9 protein-coding genes are annotated in these 17941 nt (G+C 65.3%); 4 read left to right on the top strand and 5 right to left on the bottom strand.

The genetic code is table 11. The features are described from left to right. Positions 1-113 precede the first annotated feature (113 nt). The gene (locus ACXZ1M_RS15225; RefSeq protein WP_373990067.1) at positions 114-728 is read left to right on the top strand and encodes an ArsR family transcriptional regulator; all 615 of its coding nucleotides are present in this window, start codon (positions 114-116) and stop codon (positions 726-728) included. Here ACXZ1M_RS15225 and ACXZ1M_RS15230 read toward each other — a convergent pair. Continuing rightward, complete coding sequence (locus ACXZ1M_RS15230) at positions 713-2074, bottom strand: sensor histidine kinase (RefSeq protein ID WP_459048537.1); 1362 nt, start codon at positions 2072-2074, stop codon at positions 713-715. The genes ACXZ1M_RS15225 and ACXZ1M_RS15230 overlap by 16 nt on opposite strands. A gap of 162 nt (positions 2075-2236) precedes the next feature. Between ACXZ1M_RS15230 and ACXZ1M_RS15235 the strand changes: the two genes are divergently transcribed. Continuing rightward, positions 2237-2650 (top strand): acyl-CoA thioesterase, encoded by a 414-nt coding sequence (locus ACXZ1M_RS15235; RefSeq protein ID WP_459048538.1) that lies wholly within the window; start codon positions 2237-2239, stop codon positions 2648-2650. Positions 2651-2686: 36 nt separating this feature from the next. On the opposite strand, the gene ACXZ1M_RS15240 is transcribed toward ACXZ1M_RS15235, so the two are convergent. From ACXZ1M_RS15240 to ACXZ1M_RS15250, 3 genes are all read right to left on the bottom strand, one after another. Beyond that, entirely contained in the window at positions 2687-4495 is a 1809-nt protein-coding gene (locus ACXZ1M_RS15240; protein WP_459048539.1) for a DUF885 domain-containing protein, read from the bottom strand. An 86-nt stretch (positions 4496-4581) separates the two neighbouring features. Next, positions 4582-5754, bottom strand: a complete 1173-nt coding sequence (locus tag ACXZ1M_RS15245; protein WP_459048540.1) for an HPP family protein — start codon at positions 5752-5754, stop codon at positions 4582-4584. Between the two features lie 37 nt (positions 5755-5791). Then, on the bottom strand, positions 5792-6268 hold the full coding sequence (locus tag ACXZ1M_RS15250) for an Lrp/AsnC family transcriptional regulator (protein WP_459048541.1): 477 nt from the start codon (positions 6266-6268) through the stop codon (positions 5792-5794). Between the two features lie 99 nt (positions 6269-6367). Between ACXZ1M_RS15250 and ACXZ1M_RS15255 the strand changes: the two genes are divergently transcribed. Beyond that, positions 6368-8461, top strand: coding sequence for an aminotransferase class V-fold PLP-dependent enzyme (locus ACXZ1M_RS15255; RefSeq protein WP_459048542.1), 2094 nt, complete (start codon positions 6368-6370; stop codon positions 8459-8461). A gap of 215 nt (positions 8462-8676) precedes the next feature. Further along, on the top strand, positions 8677-17391 hold the full coding sequence (locus ACXZ1M_RS15260) for a GH36-type glycosyl hydrolase domain-containing protein (protein ID WP_459048543.1): 8715 nt from the start codon (positions 8677-8679) through the stop codon (positions 17389-17391). Here the strand turns inward: ACXZ1M_RS15260 and ACXZ1M_RS15265 are convergent. After that, positions 17362-17937: a TMEM165/GDT1 family protein gene (locus ACXZ1M_RS15265; RefSeq protein WP_459048544.1), complete on the bottom strand. Its 576-nt coding sequence runs from the start codon at positions 17935-17937 to the stop codon at positions 17362-17364. The genes ACXZ1M_RS15260 and ACXZ1M_RS15265 overlap by 30 nt on opposite strands. Between the last annotated feature and the right edge of the window lie 4 nt (positions 17938-17941).

Consider the following 17941-nt stretch of genomic DNA (forward strand, 5'->3'; position numbering starts at 1 on the left):
TGCTACACGAGCTCAGCCCTAGCGAACGCTACGACTGAGCTCGTGTAGCAATGGAGGACCTGACCCCGGGTTTTACATGCCAGACGATGGTGTGTTCATGCTAAGATTTGGCTATGATTGCTCAAGCCCTCTTCACTCCCGCCCAGCAAAAACTGCTGGGCTTGCTGTTTGTACGTGTCAACCAGGGTTTCCACCTGAATGAGATCATGCGCTTGACCGGCTTGGGCAGCGCCTCGGCGCAGCGCGAGTTGAAGCGGCTGCACGAGTCGGGGGTGATCGTGTCGGAGCGGATCGGTAATGTGCGCCGGTTTAAGCCGAACCAGGATTGCATCGTGTTCGGTGAGTTGAGCGGTCTGGTGAAGAAAACCTTCGGCCTGGTCAGCGTGTTGAATTCGGCGCTGGCGCCGCTGCAGCATGTGTTGAATGTGGCCTTTGTTTATGGCGCCACCGCCAAGGAACAGGAGGGCATGGATACCGCCGTTGAATTATTGCTGATCGGTGATAACACCAGTTATGGTGAATTATTATCCCGCCTGCCGGTGGCCGAACGTTTATTGCGCCGTAAAATCAATCCCAACCTTTATTCCATTCCCGATTTTAAACGCCGCTTGCGCGAACAGCAGCCTTTTATTCTTGAAGTTTTACGCGGCCAAAAGATTTATGTTTTGGGCGATGAAACCGATCTGGAAAAAGTCAGCGGCGACGATTTAAATCAATTGGCCGGGTAATTAAACCGCTGCGGAAATGACAGCGCGAATCGGGTATATTTGCCGGCCTGTGACTCGCATTGAATATTACCGCCAAACGCGGTAATCACTTTATGGCAGAACGCCAATCCCATGCCGGTGCCACCGGTGCTATAAAACGGTTCGAATACATGAGGCAATACATCGTCGGGAATACCGACGCCGGTATCCGTCACCATTAATTGCCGACCCGTCAGCAATATCTCCACCTCGCCCCGCCCGGCCGCTTTGATGGCATGCAGCGCATTCTTGAACAGGTTGTACAGCACGTACACCAGCAGCACATCCGAGCCGAAGAAGGTGAAGTCTTCCGATCCGCGTACCCGTACTTTGTCGCGAGTCGCGCTTTCAAACGGGTAACTGGCCAGCGCCTCTTCCACGCATTTCTTCGCTGAGTAGTCGGCAAAATCGCGACGATTGAGCGTGCCCGCGCGTGCCGACGCCAGCATCATGTCGACGATAAAATTGGAGCGGCTGATCTCGGTTTCGATGTGCTGGTTGATTTTCTGTAAATATTCCAGCTGCGCCGGCGACAGCGTGGGCGCGACCAGTTGCTGTTGTACCGCGCTCTGGTAGCCGGCCAGCAGATCCGGCAGGCAGCGGCTGAGGATGCGCGACTGGTTGCGGATGGTGGCCAGCGGCGTGCGCATTTCATGGGCGATGGTGGCCGCCACCTCTAGCGGATCGGCCAGCAGGTTGTGGCGCACCATGGCCTGGGCGATCAGGCCGAGGCTGGTGGCGACGAACAACACGCCCGGCGGATAGAACTGCACGCCGTAGTTGCACAGGTAATCGACCGAGGCGAAGAAGTAGATCAGCAAGCTCACCAGGCAATAGCGCAGCCGGGTGCGCTCGGTCGAGACCGCCATGCGCTGGCGCCGGTACAGCAGCCACAATCCGCGCCCGACCACCAGCACCGTCTGCAGCAGGTGCAGCGGATGCAGCGGGCCGGCCTTGGGATAGAAGCCGAAGAAATAGTGGTACAGCCCGGCCACCAGCCAGTCGCTGGTCAACAGCAGCACGCCGGCAAACGCATAGGACATGGCCACCCAGCGTCGCTCTCCGCGCTGGGGCGTGAGTTCGGCAATGAAGTGGTACAGGGTGGTCGGCAGGAACAGGATCAGCAGGTAGCCCAGCTTGGCCAGCGACAGGGCTTCGTCCTCGTCCTGCATCTGGAACAGGATGGCCCAGGTGAATTGCCAGCAGAAGGTGGCGGCGCATAGCTGGAAGAAGGTCAGGCTGATGCGGCTGACGCCGCGCGAATGCAGCACATAGCCGCCGTAGCAAAGAAACAGCAGGGAAACGATGGCGGGCAAAAGGGAATGCATGGCGCTGAATCCTGGCGAATGAAGAGGTCAGACAAGTATTGCGCTTGCCGAACACGAACGCTTGTATATCGGAACAGGATTTGCGCCAGATCAAACATCGGGCGCTCGATCGCCCTTGTAGTGCTCTTGCCCGGTCGGGCATCACACTTTTAGGAGTATCCCATGCTGATGCAAGTTACCACGCTAACCTTCGCCCATACCCTGACCATTTACCTGAAGGATTCGAATGCCTACGGCAATACCTACTTCGCGCGTTACTTTGAGTGGCAGGGCATCTGCCGCGAAAAGGGGTTTTTTGAGTGCATTTCGCGCGACATGCTGCAGAAGGAGGGCGTGTTCATCACCAAGCACGCCGAGCAGGACTATTTGCAGGGGACTTTCCCGTTCCAGGAAGTTTCCTGCGAATTGAACGCATATGACGTTAAGAAGTGCTCGTTTTGGCTGGAGTTCCGCTTTTATGCCGATGGCAAGCCGGTCTCCGTGGGGCGCCAGCAGATTGTGTTCGCCAACCACGCTAAGCAAATTACAGCATTGCCGGGGGAGGTGATCGAGCGCATCAAGCAATACGCGAAGTAAGGAGGGAGGCGGGCCGGGCGGCCCGCCTTTTTCAGATTATTGCTGCGAGGCGATCCAGTGATCGACCTTTTGCTCCAGCAGGGCCAGCGGCACCGTGCCGTCGCCCAGCACCACCGCGTGGAAGGCAGGCAGGCTGAACTTGCCGCCCAGCGCCTGCTCGGCGCGCGCGCGCAGTTCTTGGATCTTCAGCGAACCGACCTTGTAGCCCAGCGCCTGTCCGGGCCACGCCATGTAGCGCTCGGTCTCGCTCTTGGCCACCACGTCGTAGCCCAGCGTATCCTTCATGTACTGGATGCTTTGCTCGCGGGTCCAGCCCTTGGCGTGCATGCCGGTGTCGACCACCAGGCGCACGGCGCGCAGCAGCTCGTCGTTCAAATGGCCGAAGTACTGGGCCGGATCTTCAAACAAGCCCATTTCCTTGCCCAGCGTTTCCGAATACAGCGCCCAGCCTTCGGTGAAGGCGTTGTTGCCGCCGAACTTGCGGAAGTTCGGCAGGTTCAGTTCCTGCATCAGGGCGATGTGGAAGTGGTGGCCCGGTTTGCCTTCGTGCAGGAACAAGGTGGTCATGCCGGTGCTGCCGTATTTGGCCGGGTCGTTGACCACCGACCAGAACACGCCCGGACGCGAACCGTCGCCGGCCGGCGCGGTGTAGTGGTCGGAGGCGGTGGCGCGGCTCAGCTCCGGCTCCAGGCGCAGGTCCAGCTTGGCTTTCGGCAGCAGGGTGAACATCTGCGGCAGCTTGGTGTCGAGCAGGTCGTTCAGCTTGTGGTAGACCGCCTGCACTTCGTCCTCGGTCTTGAACGGATAGAACTTGGCTTGCGCCGCCACCCACACCGGCAGGCCGGCGGCCGGGCCGGTGTAGCCGAGCTTCGGACCCAGCACTTCAAACTGGGCCTGGATGCGCGCCACTTCCTTCAGGCCGATGGCGTGGATCTGCTCCGGTTCGAGCGTCGTGGTGGTGGCGTTGGCGACACGCGCCTGATACCAGGCGGCGCCGTTCGGCACGGCGCCCAGGCCGGTCGACGTGCGGCAGGCGGGCACGTATTCCTTTTCCAGGAAGCCGGCCAGGCGCACCAGCGCCGGCATGACCTTGTCGTTGATGGTCTTGCGGTAGGCGGCGCTCAGGCGTTGCTTGTCGGCGGCGGAGAACGAGGCCGGCAGCTTGTTGATCGGCGTGTAGTAGATGCTCGCTTCCGGCGTGGCGCTCACCAGCTTCTGGAATTGCGGCAGGGCCGACACCATGATCGCCTGCGGCTGCGTCACACCTTGCTTGATGCCGGCGCGCATATTGGCAATGGCCTGGTCGATCCACGCTGGCATCTGCTGCAGGCGGCTCAGGTAGGCCTGATATTCCTTGACGGTGCCGATCGGCTGCGACGCTTCGCCGCCGGCGTAGTTCGCCAGCGTGACCGGGATGCTGTCCATCTGGTTGATCGGCAGCAGGTGCTCGGGGAAGCGCTCCATGGCGATCAGGCCCTTGAGCTCGTATTGCAGGATGTCGTAGTTGATGCGGTCCGGCGTCAGCAGCTGTTCGCGCGGAATGGCTTGCAGGCGCTGGGCGAACTGGCGGTACAGCTTGAACTGCGCGGCGCGCTGGGCTGGGGCGATGCTCAGGCCCAGCTGATCGTCGAAGCGGTTGTCGCCGTTCTCGGTGGCGCCGATCGGTTCGAAGCGGGCGGCGGCGTCGTAGTATTGGTCGGCGATGGCCAGCAGCTGTTTCTGGGAAGCGGCGGCGACTGCGGCGCTGGCTTTTTGCGCGGGTGCGGCGGCGCCGGCGGCCAGCGGGGCGAACGCCAGCGCGATAGCGGCGGCCAGTGGAGCGATGATGTTGCGGCGATGCGTCATGTCTGTTGGTCCCTGGTGTAACAAAGTTGGCCGATAGCATAAGCCATCAGCGCTCACGCGCGGAACAAATTTTGTATCAGGACATCCTAGGCGGCCGCTTCCGCGAAGCGGCTTTCGTACAGCGCCGCCACCAGGTCCGATTGCGTGACGATGCCGACAAATCGCTGCTCATGGTCGACGATGGGGATGTGGTGAAAGCCCGAGTCCGCCATCAGCGGCACCAGATCCACGATCGGCGTGTCGATCCGCGCGGTGGTCGGATGCTGGGTCATGATCTGACCCACCACCTCCGCTTTTTCCGTGTGGCTGACGCCGCTCTTGCGCAGGAAGCGCCGCAGTTGCTGGCGGATGCTGCGGTAGTCGTCCAGCCCGCCATGCTCGAGGAAATCGGTCTGAGTGACGATGCCGATCACGCGCCGCGCGCGGTTCAGCACCGGCAGCGCGGCGATCTTGTGCGCGCGCATCTGCTGCCACGCCTGTTCCAGTCCCGTGCCGAACTCGGCGCTCACGATATCGCGCGACATGATGCCGGCGCAGTCGATGATGCCGAAGCGGCGCTGGTAGGCCCGCTGTTCGGTTTGCATGAACAGCGATTCCAGGTCGTCGCGGCTGATGTCGAGCACCTGGTTGTGCTGCTGCAGCACGGCGTCCAGGTCTTCCGGCTTGAAACCCAGCCGCACCGTCGGCACGGTATCTTTGGTGGCGTGCGGATTGGCGTGCGCGTTCTGCTGCACATGCGGATAGCTGCGCCCGGTCAGGTTGTTGTAGGTGATGGCCATCAGCACCAGCAGCACGCTGTCGGCCAGCACCGTCATCAGCACGAATTCGAAGCCGGCCGTATGCACCGCCGTGCCGCCGATCACCGTGGTCAGCGCCACCGCGCCGCCGGGCGGATGCAGGCAGCGCATGGTGAACATGGCGGCAATCGCCGCGCCGCAGGCCAGTCCGGCCAGCAGCGGCAGCGGCAGGCTGTCGCCGAGCCAGCGCACGCACGCCACGCCCACCAGACCGCTAATGACGTTGCCGCCGATGGCGGACCACGGCTGCGCCAGCGGGCTGGCCGGCAGCGCGAACAGCAGCACGGAAGAGGCGCCGATCGGCGCCACCAGGAAGATGGCGGCGTGGGTCGATTGCAGTAGCGCCTGGCTGAGCAGGGCGGTGAGCATGATGCCAAGCAGCGCGCCTATGGCGGCGCGCAACTGTTCGCGGCGGTTGGCGGTGGCGGCGCTGGGCAGCCAGCTGGCAAAGAAGGCGCGCATGGTCTTAATCAAGTATTTAAAAGATGCATTATCGCATTTATTGGTGCGACACCAGTCCCAGCGGCAAGGACGTTGTGATTTTGATCTGTTCCATCGAGAACGCCGAGGAAACGCCGTTGAGCTGCACGGATTTGATCAATTTCTTGTAAAATCGGTCATAACCTTCGATATCGATGGTAACCACCTTTAACAGGTAATCGACGTCGCCGCTCATGCGGTGGAATTCCTGGACTTCGGGCAGCGCCGCCACGGCGTCGGCAAAGCGGGCGAACCACGCTTCGTCGTGCTGGTTGATGCGGATGCTGACGAATACCGTCACCGGCAAGCCCACCTTGCGGCGGTTGATGATGGCGACGCGGTTCTCGATATAGCCTTCCTCTTCCAGCCTCCGCAGGCGTTTCCAGCAGGGCGTGGAGGACAGGCCGATCTGCTCGCTCAGCTGGGCGACGGACAGCGTACCGTCGCGTTGCAGGGCGTCCAGGATGGCGTAATCGTAGCGGTCAAGTTGGTTCATGCTGTTAATCCGTATTTGATGGCATAAAGCATCTACAAATAGTGCTCTAGGGCGAAACTTTAGCACGACTATTTCAGTTCCAGTGCGTAAGCTATACGGATGACTACTGAAATCTATCTCGACAGCAACGCCACCAGCGTTGTGCTCCCCGCCGCGCTGGCTGCGGCCATCGACGCCATGGCCCAGCGTTACGGCAATCCCAGCAGCACCCACGCCACCGGTTTGAAAGCCAGGGCCATCCTGGACGAGGCGCGTGCCTGCGCCGTGCGCCTGCTCGGCGTCGGCGGCGGCCGCCTGATGTTCAACAGCGGCGCCACCGAAGGCATCCAGACCTCCGTGCTGTCGGCCCTGGTGAGCCTGCGCGAACGGCGCGACGCCGGTGCCGCCATCGGCACGCTGCTGGTCTATGGCGCGACCGAGCACAAGGCCGTGCCGGAAAGCCTGGCGCACTGGAACCGCCTGCTGGGCCTGAACCTGACCCTGCACAAGCTGCCGGTCGACCAGGAGGGCGTCCACAACCTGGCAGCGTTGCGCGAGGTCGCACCGCAGGCGGCCATGGTCTGCACCATGGCGGCCAATAATGAAACCGGCGTGGTCAGCGACCTGGACGGCATCGCCGCCGTGCTGGCGGACACCGGCAGCGCCGCGCTGTGGATGGTCGATTGCGTGCAGGCGCTGGGCAAGCTGCAGCTGGACCTGTCGTCCACCCGCATCGACTACGCGCCGTTCTCCGGCCACAAGCTGTACGCGCCCAAGGGCGTGGGCATGTTGTACGTGCGCGCCGGGGCGCCGTTCACGCCGCTGATCATGGGCGGCGGCCAGGAGGGCGGCCAGCGCTCGGGCACCGAGAACATGGCCGGCATCGCCGCGTTCGGCGCCGTGCTGTCCGCGCTGGAGCGTGGCGACACCTTCCGCACGGCGGGCGAGCTGTACGGTTTCCGCGCGCGCCTGGCCGACAGCCTGCGCGCGGCCTTGCCCGGCGTGGTGTTCAACAATCCCTTCGACAAGGCCTTGCCGACCACGCTGAATTTTTCCGTGCCCGGCCTTTCCAGCCGCGAGCTGATGGATGTGTTCGACGCCGCCGAAGTACGCGTCAGCGCCGGCAGCGCCTGCTCGTCGGCCAAGGCCGCGCCGAGCTATGTGCTGGACGCCATGGGCTTGCCGCTGTGGCGCAGCGCCGGCGCCATCCGCATGTCCTTCGGCCCGCTGGTCGATGAGGCCACCATCGCCGCCGCCTGCGCCCGCATCGAACACTGCGGCGTCGCGCTGCGCTCCAGTTGCCTGATTCCTTCCGAACGCACGGCCGTGCCGCACGACGGCCTGCTGCAGCTGGGCGTGGAGGGCGCCTGCAGCTGGATGGTGCTGGACGCCGCCAGCCGCAGCTGCATCGTCATCGATCCCTTGCCGGACCACGTGGCCCGCATCGAAGCCTATGTGCGCTGCCAGAACTACCAGGTGCAAGCCATCGTCAGCACCTTGCCCAACGCCGGCCGGGTGATGCTGATAGAAGCACTGGGCCGTCACTTCAACCGCCACCTGGACGTGGACGAGTACGGCTGGCCGCAGAACGCCGGCGGTGTCACGCTCGACAACGGCGCGCGTGCGGACGCCATCGCGCTCGGCGCGCAAGTGCTGGCTTGCGTGCACTGCGGCGCCGGCGATGAGCTGCGCGCCTATCTGCTCGGCACGCCGCAAACGCAGTCGCAGCGGCAGTCGCTGCCGGCGGCGGCGGTGCGCTTCGCGTTCAGCGCGCGCCCGGCGTGGCAGACGCTGCGCGCGGTCAGCAGTGCACAAACGCTGCTCTGTCCCACCCGCGATGAACTCAACCAGTTCTGCACCATTGCTGAGCCGGTGGCAACCATCGCTGCCGACGCGCAACTCAACAGCGACGCGCTGTCGGCCTTCCTGCAAGCCCATCCGAACGCGCGCTTGGTCGATGTGCGCGAGGCTTACGAATTCGCGGCCACCGTCGCGCCATTGGCATCGGTGACGGCTGCGGACGGCCGCGCGGCGTTGAGCGTACCGTTAAGCCGCCTGGCCGAACACGCCAGCGAGTGGCTGCATGCGGAGCAGACGCCGCTGGTGTTCTTCTGCCGCAGCGGCAACCGCAGCATGAAGGCCGCGCAGTGCCTGCGCCGGCTAGGCTATCAGCAGGCTTACAGCCTCAGCGGCGGATTGGCCCTCGCCGCGTAATGTTGCCGAAAACGTCGTTCCCGCGCATGGGGGAATCCATAGGCCGCATGTTCTGATGCGCAGCATGGGTTCCCGCTTGCGCGGGAACGACGCGTCGCCGCTTTCCTTTTCTCGCGTCCCGGTTGTGTACGCCACCGTACAGTGCCGATCCGTGCGCCACCGTACCATTGCTTGGCCCATAATTTTCCATTCGCAGACGCCGAGCGAGGTCCAAGTTGAACAAGTCCAATCCCCTGCTGCCCGAGTTATCCCTGGGCTTTCGAGAATCTCCCACCGGCGCGTCACTCTCCGACGAAGACGATGAAGACCTGCCCTTGCGGGCGGAGCTATTCAGCGCAGCCCAAATGGCGGCGCACGGCAAAACACTCGCCAAGCATCATGAGCTGAGCAAGCGCAGCTCGCGCGACCGCCTGCTGTCGCGCCTGTCCGAAAACGCTGCCGTCATCGACGCCACCTGCGATGCGCTGACCGCCGCCGCCAAGGCCGGCCGCCAGATCACGCCGGCTTCGGAATGGCTGCTCGATAATTTCTACCTGATCGAAGAGCAGATCCGCATCGCCCGCCGCCACCTGCCGAAGGACTACAGCAAGGAGCTGCCGCGCCTGGGCAAGGGCGCGCCGGACGGCTGCCCGCGCGTCTACAAGATCGCATTGGAAATCATCTCGCACGGCGATGGCCGGGTCGATCCCGAATCGCTGTGCCGTTTCGTCGACGCCTACCAGGAAGTGGCCACGCTCAAGCTGGGCGAGTTGTGGGCGATTCCCATCATGCTGCGCCTGGCCCTGATTGAAAACCTGCGCCGCGTCGCCGCGCGCGTGGCCGAGAACCGCATCCAGCGCGATCTCGCCACCACCTGGGCCGACCAGATGACCGAGGTGGCCGATAAAAATCCGAGCGGCCTGATTCTGATGGTGGCCGACATGGCCCGTTCCAACCCGCCCATCACCAGCGCCTTCGTGGCCGAACTGGCGCGCCGCCTGCAGGGACAAAGCCCGTCGCTGACCATGGCGCTGACCTGGATCACCCACCGCCTGGCCGAAAGCGGCCAGACCATCGAGCAGCAGATCCAGGCCGAGATTCAGCAGCAGGCGGCGGAACAGGTCTCCATCGCCAACAGCATCGGCAGCCTGCGCTTCCTCGGCACCATGGATTGGCAGGAGTTCGTCGAGACCATGAGCGTGGTCGAACAGACCCTGCGCCAGGACCCCGCCGACGTCTACGGCAAAATGGAATTCGCCACGCGCGACCAGTACCGCCATGCGATCGAGAAGATCGCCAAGCGCTCGCGCTTTTCGGAAGTGGAAGTGGCGCAGCAAGCCTTGCAGCTGGCGCTCAACAACCACGGCGAGGGCGATGCCCGCCACGGCCACGTCGGCTTCTACCTGATCGGCGGCGGCTTGCCGCTGCTGGAAAAACAGACCGGCATGCGCCGGCCGTGGCTGGAGGCGCTGCAACAGACCTCGCGCGCGTCGCCGCTGACGTCCTACCTCGGCGCCATCGCCGCCATCTCGCTGGTGGCCACCGCGCTGCTGATGGAGCGTGCGGTCAACGACGGCACGCACGGCTTCGTGCTGATCGCGCTGGGCCTGCTGGCGCTGCTGGGCAGCAGTCAGTTGGCGCTCAGCCTGGTGAACTGGTTCGCCACCCTGGTCACCATCCCCAAGCCTTTGCCGCGCATGGACTTCAAGGAAGGCATACCGGCCGACGCGCGCACCATGGTGGTGGTGCCGACGCTGGTCTACAGCAAGGAAAACATCGACGACCTGTTCGAGCAGATGGAAGTGCGCTTCCTCGCCAACCGCGACCCCAACCTGATGTTCTGCCTGCTGACCGACTTCTCCGACGCCCGCGCCGAGAAGCTGCCGACCGACGATGCGCTGGTCGAGCACATGAAGCACAAGGTCACGCACCTGAACCATAAATACGCCGACACCCAGCCGCAGTCGCCGTTCCTGCTGCTGCACCGTCCGCGCCTGTGGAATCCGCAGGAAGGCGTGTGGATGGGCTATGAACGCAAACGCGGCAAGCTGGAAGATCTCAACCGCTACCTGCGCGGCGGCGCCCGCGACAAATTCTCGGTGGTGGTGGGCGACACCAGCGAGCTGGAAAGCATCCGCTACGTCATCACGCTCGACACCGACACCCAATTGCCGCGCGACGCCGCCGCGCAATTCGTCGCCACCATGCAGCACCCGCTCAACCGCGCCCGCGTGGACGTGGCGCGTGGCCGCGTGGTCGAAGGCTACGGCATCCTGCAGCCGCGCGTCGCGGTGGCGCTGCCGAGCGAGAACGCCTCGCGCTACGAGAAGCTGTGCGGCGGCGAGCCGGGCATCGACCCCTACACCCGCACCGTGTCCGACGTCTACCAAGACGTGTTCTTCGAAGGCTCCTTCATCGGCAAGGGCATCTACGATGTCGACGTCTTCGAGCAAGTGCTGGGCGGACGCTTGCCCGAAAACAAAATCCTCAGCCACGACCTGCTGGAAGGCTGCTACCTGCGCGCCGGCCTGCTGAGCGACGGCCAGCTGTACGAAGCCTATCCGGCACGCTACAGCGAAGACGTCGGCCGCCGCCAGCGCTGGATCCGCGGCGACTGGCAGCTGATCGGCTGGCTGGCCGGGCGCGTGCCCGGCCACGGCGGCAAGCGTGAAAAAAATCCCCTGTCGCTGCTGTCGCGCTGGAAGCTGTTCGACAACCTGCGCCGCAGCCTGACCGCGCCGGCGCTGGTGCTGTCGCTGATCACCGCGTGGCGCTGGCTGCCAGATCCCTGGATGTGGACCGGCGCCGTGCTGGCGGTGATCTTCCTGCCGCCGCTGGTTAGCCTGGTGTACGATTTGTGCCGCCGTCCGCGCGACACCTTGTGGAGCCAGCACGTGCGCGCCTCGCTGCGGCGCGGCGGCCTGCACTTCTCGCACGCCATCCTGATGCTGGTGTTCCTGCCGTACGAAGCCTGGTTCAGCATGGACGCCATCCTGCGCAGCCTGTGGCGCTCGCTGGTGTCGCATCGCCATCTGCTGGAATGGCGCGCCTCGGCACTGGCGCGCCAGGCCGACGGCGCCGCCAGCACCTGGCGCACCATGTGGATCTCGCCGGTGCTGGCGCTGTTCGTCGGCGGCGCCTTGCTGGGCTGGCGTCCGGGCAGCTTGCCGCCGGCCGCGCTGTTCCTGCTGGCCTGGCTGGTGGCGCCGGCGGTGGCCGACTGGATCAGCCGTCCGATCGCGCGCAAGGACGCGCAGCTGACGCCGGACCAGCACACCTTCCTGCACAACCTGGCACGACGGACCTGGGCCTATTTCGACCACTTCGTCGGCCCGGAAGACAACTGGCTGCCGCCCGATAATATGCAGGAGCACCCGGTGCAGGTGGTGGCGCACCGCACCTCGCCGACCAATATCGGCATGGCGCTGCTGGCCAACCTGACGGCCTGCGATTTCGGCTACATCACCGTGGCGCAGATGATGGCGCGCACCGCCCACACGCTCGACAGCATGGACCAGCTGGAGCGCCACCACGGCCACTTCTACAACTGGTACGACACGCTGACCCTGAAGCCGCTGCATCCGGTCTACATCTCGACCGTCGACAGCGGCAACCTGGCCGGCCACCTGCTGACCTTGCAGCCCGGCCTGACCGGCCTGTATGACGCGCCGGTGCTCGGCCCGCAGATCGTCGAAGGCGTCGCCACCACCGCCCGCGTGCTGCGCGAGACGCTGGCCGCCGGCGCCGACAACGACACCATCGAAGTCGCCAACCTGCTGACCTTGCTGACGCCGGCGCCCGATACCAGCAGCCTGCAGCAGCTGCATGCCTGGCTGCTGCGCGTGGCAGAAGCCGCCGAGGCGCTGCAGCCGCAGGCGGCCGCCCACAGCGACGCCGGCACCTCGTGGTGCACCTCGCTGTCGACCCAATGCCGCGCCGCGCTGGACGAGATGGCCGCGTTCTTGCCGTGGGCCGCGCTGTCGGCCGACGTGGTGCTGGACACCAGCATGATGCGCATGCCGACCCTGCGCGAGCTGGCCGGCCTGGCCCGCAGCGCCACCGCCTCGGTGGCCGCCAGCGACCTGGCGCCGGCCGAACGCGAACGCCAGCAGCAGCTGGCGCAGCTGGTCGAGCAGGGCAGCACCGCCGCGCACGAACGCATGCGTGCCTTGGCCGATCTGGCGCAGCGCTGCGGCGCCTTCGCCCAGATGGAGTACGGTTTCCTCTACAACCCGGTCACCAACCTGCTGGCGATCGGCTACAACGTCACCGACCGCCGCCTGGACGCCAGCTATTACGACCTGCTGGCATCGGAAGTGCGGCTGGCCAGCTTCGTCGCCATCGCCCAGGGCCAACTGCCGCAGGAGCACTGGTTCGCGCTGGGCCGCCAGCTGTGCATCGTCTCCGGCAAGCCGGTGCTGCTGTCGTGGAGCGGATCGATGTTCGAGTACCTGATGCCGCTGCTGGTCATGCCCAACTATCCGAGCACGCTGCTGGATCAGACCTACTCGTCGGTGATCGACGCGCAGATCGACTACGGCAAGCGCCGCAACGTGCCGTGGGGGATTTCCGAATCCGGCTACAACACGGTGGACGCCAGCCTCAATTACCAGTACCGCGCCTTCGGCGTGCCTGGCCTGGGCCTGAAGCGCGGCTTGGCCGACGATCTGGTGATCGCCCCATACGCCAGCATGATGGGCCTGATGGTGCAGCCGGAAGCGTCCTGCGCCAACCTGCAGAAGATGGCGGAGTTGGGCTTCATGGGCCGCTACGGTTTCTACGAGGCGGTCGACTACACCACCTCGCGCCTGCCGCGCGGCCAAAGCCATGCGGTGATCCGTTCCTTCATGGTCCACCACCAGGGCATGGGCCTGCTGTCGCTGAGCTACCTGCTGCACGATCGGCCGATGCAGCGTCGCTTCGAGTCCGACCCGCTGCTGCAATCGACCTTGCTGGTGCTGCAGGAACGCAGCCCGCAGGCCGGCGCCTTCTACTCCAACACCACCGAGCTGGCGGCGATCCGCACCACCGCGCCCGACCAGTCGATGCCGATGCGCATACTGACCCAGCATTCGACGCCGGTGCCGGAAACGCAGCTGCTGTCCAACGGCCGTTATCACGTGATGGTCACCAACGCCGGCGGCAGCTACAGCCGCTGGCGCGACCTGGCGGTCACCCGCTGGCGCGAGGACAGCACGCGCGACAACTACGGCAACTTCTGCTACGTGCGCGACGTCGAGGACGGCGAGTTCTGGTCCACCACCTACCAGCCGACGCTGGCCGAGCCGCGCAAGTTCGAAGTGGTCTTCTCGGAAGGCCGTGCCGAGTTCCGCCGCTCCGACCGCAATATCGACCTGTACACGGAAATCGTGGTCTCGCCCGAGGACGATATCGAACTGCGCCGCACCCGCATCACCAACAAGAGCGACCGCGTGCGCACCATCGAGGTGACCAGCTTCGCTGAAGTGGTGATGGCGCCGGCCGCCGCCGACAACGCCCATCCGGCGTTCAGCAAGCTGTTCGTGCAAACCGAAATCCTGCGCGACGAAAACGCCATCCTGTGCACGCGCCGTCCGCGCGGCCAGAACGAGGTCATGCCGTGGCTGATGCACTCGATGATGGTGCACGATGCGCCGGTCAGCAAGGTGTCGTTCGAAACCGACCGCTCGCGCTTCATCGGCCGCGGCAACACGGCCGCCGCGCCGAGCGCCATGCTGGATCCGGGGCCGCTGAGCGGCGCCGAAGGCTCGGTGCTCGATCCGGTGGTGGCGATCCGCTACACCATCACGCTGCAGCCGGACCAGTTTGCGACGGTCGATATCGTCACCGGCATGACCGAGCAGCGCGAAGCGGCGCTGCACCTGATCGACAAATACCAGGACCGCCACCTGGCCGACCGCGTGTTCGAACTGGCATGGACCCACAGCCAGGTCGTGCTGCGCCAACTGAACGCCAGCGAAGCCGACGGCCAGCTGTACGGCCGCCTGGCCAACTCGGTGATCTACCCGAACGCCGCGCTGCGCGCCGACGCCGGCACGCTGATCAAGAACCAGCGCGGCCAGTCCGGCCTGTGGGCCTACGCCATTTCCGGCGACCTGCCGATCGTGCTGTTGCAGATCAAGGACCCGGAGAACATCGAACTGGCGCGCCAGATGGTGCAGGCGCACGCCTACTGGCGCCTGAAAGGGCTGGTGGTGGACCTGGTGATCTGGTACGAGGATCTGTCGGGCTACCGCCAGGCGCTGCACGACCAGATCATGGGCCTGATCGCCTCCGGCATCGACGCTCAGGCGATCGACCGGCCGGGCGGCATCTTCGTGCGCCTGGCCGACCAGATCGCCAACGAGGACCGGGTGCTGCTGCAATCGGTGGCGCGCGTCATCATCAGCGATGCGCGCGGCACGTTGGCCGAGCAGATCAAGCGTCCGGCCGCGCCGGCCATGCGCATGCCGCCGCTGATCGCCGACAGCCGCGGCGAGTACGACAAGGCCGGTCCGGTCACGCATCCGGCGCGCGGCCTGGTGCTGGAAAACGGCATCGGCGGCTTCACGCCGGATGGCCGCGAATACGTCATCACCACCAGCGACACCCAGCGCACGCCGGCGCCGTGGTCCAACGTGCTGGCCAATCCGCAGTTCGGCACGGTGATCTCGGAAAGCGGCCAGGCCTACACCTGGCACGAGAACGCCCACGAATACCGCCTCACGCCGTGGCACAACGACCCGGTCAGCGACGCCAGCGGCGAAGCCTTCTATCTGCGCGATGAGCAGAGCGGCCAGTTCTGGTCGCCGACCGCCTTGCCGGCGCGCGGCAGCGGCGAGTACATCACGCGCCACGGCTTCGGCTACAGCGTGTTCGAGCACATGGAGGCCGGCATCCACAGCGAGATGACCACCTTCGTCGCGGTCGACGCGCCGATCAAGTACACCGTGATCAAGGTCCGCAACGACTCGGAGGTGGCGCGCCGCCTCTCGGTGTTCGGCTATGTGGAGTGGGTACTGGGCGACATGCGTTCCAAGTCTGGCATGCACATCATCACCGAGGCCGATCCGGTCAGCGGCGCGCTGTTCGCCAAGAACGCCTACAACACGGAGTTCAGCGGCCGCGTGGCCTTCTTCAATTGCGACGCGGCGGTGCGCACCGTCAGCGGCGACCGCACCGAGTTCGTCGGCCGCAACGGTGCGCTGGCGTCGCCCGCTGCGCTGCGCCGCACCCGCCTGTCCGGAAAGAACGGCGCGGGCCTCGACGCCTGCGCCGCGATCCAGGCGCCGTTCGAACTGCTGCCGGGCCAGGAACGCGAGATCGTGTTCGTGCTGGGCGTGGGCGGTCGCCGCAATGCCGACGCCAGCAGCCTGGTACAGAAATACCGCACCGCCGGCGCGGCGCAGGAAGCGCTGGCCGCCGTGCACGCGCAGTGGGACCAGACCCTGAACGCGGTGCGCATCGAAACGCCGGAACCGGAGCTTGATGTCATCGCCAACGGCTGGCTGATGTACCAGACCATCGCCTGCCGCATCTGGGCGCGCAGCGGCTACTACCAGTCCGGCGGCGCCTTCGGCTTCCGCGACCAGCTGCAGGATGCGATGGCCACCGTGCACACCCAGCCGCAACTGCTGCGCGACCAGCTGATGCTGTGCGCCGCCCACCAGTTCCTGGAAGGCGACGTACAGCACTGGTGGCATCCGCCGTCGGATCGCGGCGTGCGCACGCACTGCTCGGACGATTATCTGTGGCTGCCGCTGGGCGCCTGGCGGTATGTCTCCACCACCGGCGACATGAGTGTGCTCGACGACACCGCGCATTACCTGGAGGGCCGCGCGGTCAAGCCGGAAGAGGATTCCTACTACGACATGCCGGCGCGCTCGGGCGAGCAGGGTTCGCTGTACGACCACTGCGTGCGCGCCATCCGCAACGGCCTGCGCTTCGGCCAGCACGGCTTGCCGCTGATCGGTTCCTGCGACTGGAACGACGGCATGGACAAGGTGGGCGAGCATGGCAAGGGCGAGAGCGTGTGGCTGGCCTTCTTCCTGTGCGAGGTGCTCAAGCGCTTCGCCGAGGTGGCCGACCTGCGCCAGGACGGCGAGTTCGCGGCCGAGTGCCGCGAGCAGGCGCTCCGTATCGCCGCCAACGTCGAGCAGAATGCGTGGGACGGCGAATGGTATCGCCGCGCCTACTTCGACGACGGTACGCCGCTCGGTTCGCACACCAACGAGGAATGCCAGATCGATTCGATTTCGCAGAGCTGGGGCGTGCTGTCCGGCTCCGCCGATCCGGTGCGGGTGCGCGGCGCCATGGAGCAGGTCAACCAGCGCCTGGTGCGGCGCGATTCGGGCATCATCCAATTGCTCGATCCACCGTTCGACAAGGCCGGCCCGAATCCTGGCTACATCCGTGGCTACGTGCCGGGCGTGCGCGAGAACGGCGGGCAGTACACCCACGCCGCCATCTGGACCGCCATGGCCTTCGCCCGCCTCGGCGACACCGAACGCGCATGGGAGCTGGCGCGCATGATCAATCCGGTCATGCACGGCCGCACCGCCGAGGGTACGGCGGTGTACAAGGTGGAACCGTATGTGGTGACGGCCGACGTCTATGCGGTGGCGCCGCACGTGGGGCGCGGCGGCTGGAGCTGGTACACCGGGTCTTCGGGCTGGATGTACCGCTTGATCATCGAGTCGCTGCTGGGCCTCACGCGCACGGCGCATCATCTGCGGCTCGAGCCGCGCATGCCGCAGGGCTGGACCACCTTCACGCTGACGTACCGCTATCTGAGTACGTCATACGTGATCCGGGTGGTGAAGCAGGCCCGCGCCACGCCGTCGCTGACGGTGGACGGCGTGCCGCAGCATGACCAGATGATTGAGCTGGTCGACGGCGGCGGCACGCGCCAGGTGGAGCTGCTGTTGCCTGCTTCGGCGACGTCAGACGCCCAGGGAGGCGCCGGCGCCTAACAGCGTCGCCACGCCCAGCGCCGCGAAGATCAGCGCGGCGATGCCGTGCACCAGCTTGAGCGAGACGCGGTTGGCGATCTTGTCGCCGAAGTAGACCGCCGGGACGTTGGCCAGCATCATGCCCAGCGTGGTGCCGGCTACCACGGCGACGATGCCGTGGTAGCGCGCCGCCAGCGCCACGGTGGCGACCTGCGTCTTGTCGCCCATCTCGGCGATGAAGAAGGCGATCAGTGTGGTGAGGAACACGCCGTAGCGCGCCAGTTGCGTGTCTTCCTCGTCCAGTTTATCGGGCACCAGGGTCCACGCCGCCATGGCCAGGAACGATCCGCCCAGCACCCAACGCAGCAGCTCAGGCCCCATCAGGCTGGTGATCCAGGCGCCGATGGCGGCGGCAAACGCGTGGTTGGCGATGGTGGCGACGAAGATGCCGGCAACGATGGGCAGGGGACGGCGGAACCGGGCGGCGAGAACGAAGGCGAGCAGCTGGGTTTTGTCGCCGATTTCAGCGAGGGCGACGATGCCGGTAGAGACGAGGAAAGCTTCCATGGTA

Source organism: Duganella paludis, assembly GCF_054461335.1.

Excerpts from the sequence above, each read along its gene's own strand:
- ACXZ1M_RS15230 (WP_459048537.1), bottom strand. The coding sequence starts at position 2,074 with ATGCATTCCCTTTTGCCCGCCATCGTTTCCCTGCTGTTTCTTTGCTAC.
- ACXZ1M_RS15235 (WP_459048538.1), top strand. The coding sequence starts at position 2,237 with ATGCTGATGCAAGTTACCACGCTAACCTTCGCCCATACCCTGACCATT.
- ACXZ1M_RS15250 (WP_459048541.1), bottom strand. The coding sequence starts at position 6,268 with ATGAACCAACTTGACCGCTACGATTACGCCATCCTGGACGCCCTGCAA.
- ACXZ1M_RS15245 (WP_459048540.1), bottom strand. The coding sequence starts at position 5,754 with ATGCGCGCCTTCTTTGCCAGCTGGCTGCCCAGCGCCGCCACCGCCAAC.
- ACXZ1M_RS15240 (WP_459048539.1), bottom strand. The coding sequence starts at position 4,495 with ATGACGCATCGCCGCAACATCATCGCTCCACTGGCCGCCGCTATCGCG.
- ACXZ1M_RS15265 (WP_459048544.1), bottom strand. The coding sequence starts at position 17,937 with ATGGAAGCTTTCCTCGTCTCTACCGGCATCGTCGCCCTCGCTGAAATC.
- ACXZ1M_RS15225 (WP_373990067.1), top strand. The coding sequence starts at position 114 with ATGATTGCTCAAGCCCTCTTCACTCCCGCCCAGCAAAAACTGCTGGGC.
- ACXZ1M_RS15255 (WP_459048542.1), top strand. The coding sequence starts at position 6,368 with ATGACTACTGAAATCTATCTCGACAGCAACGCCACCAGCGTTGTGCTC.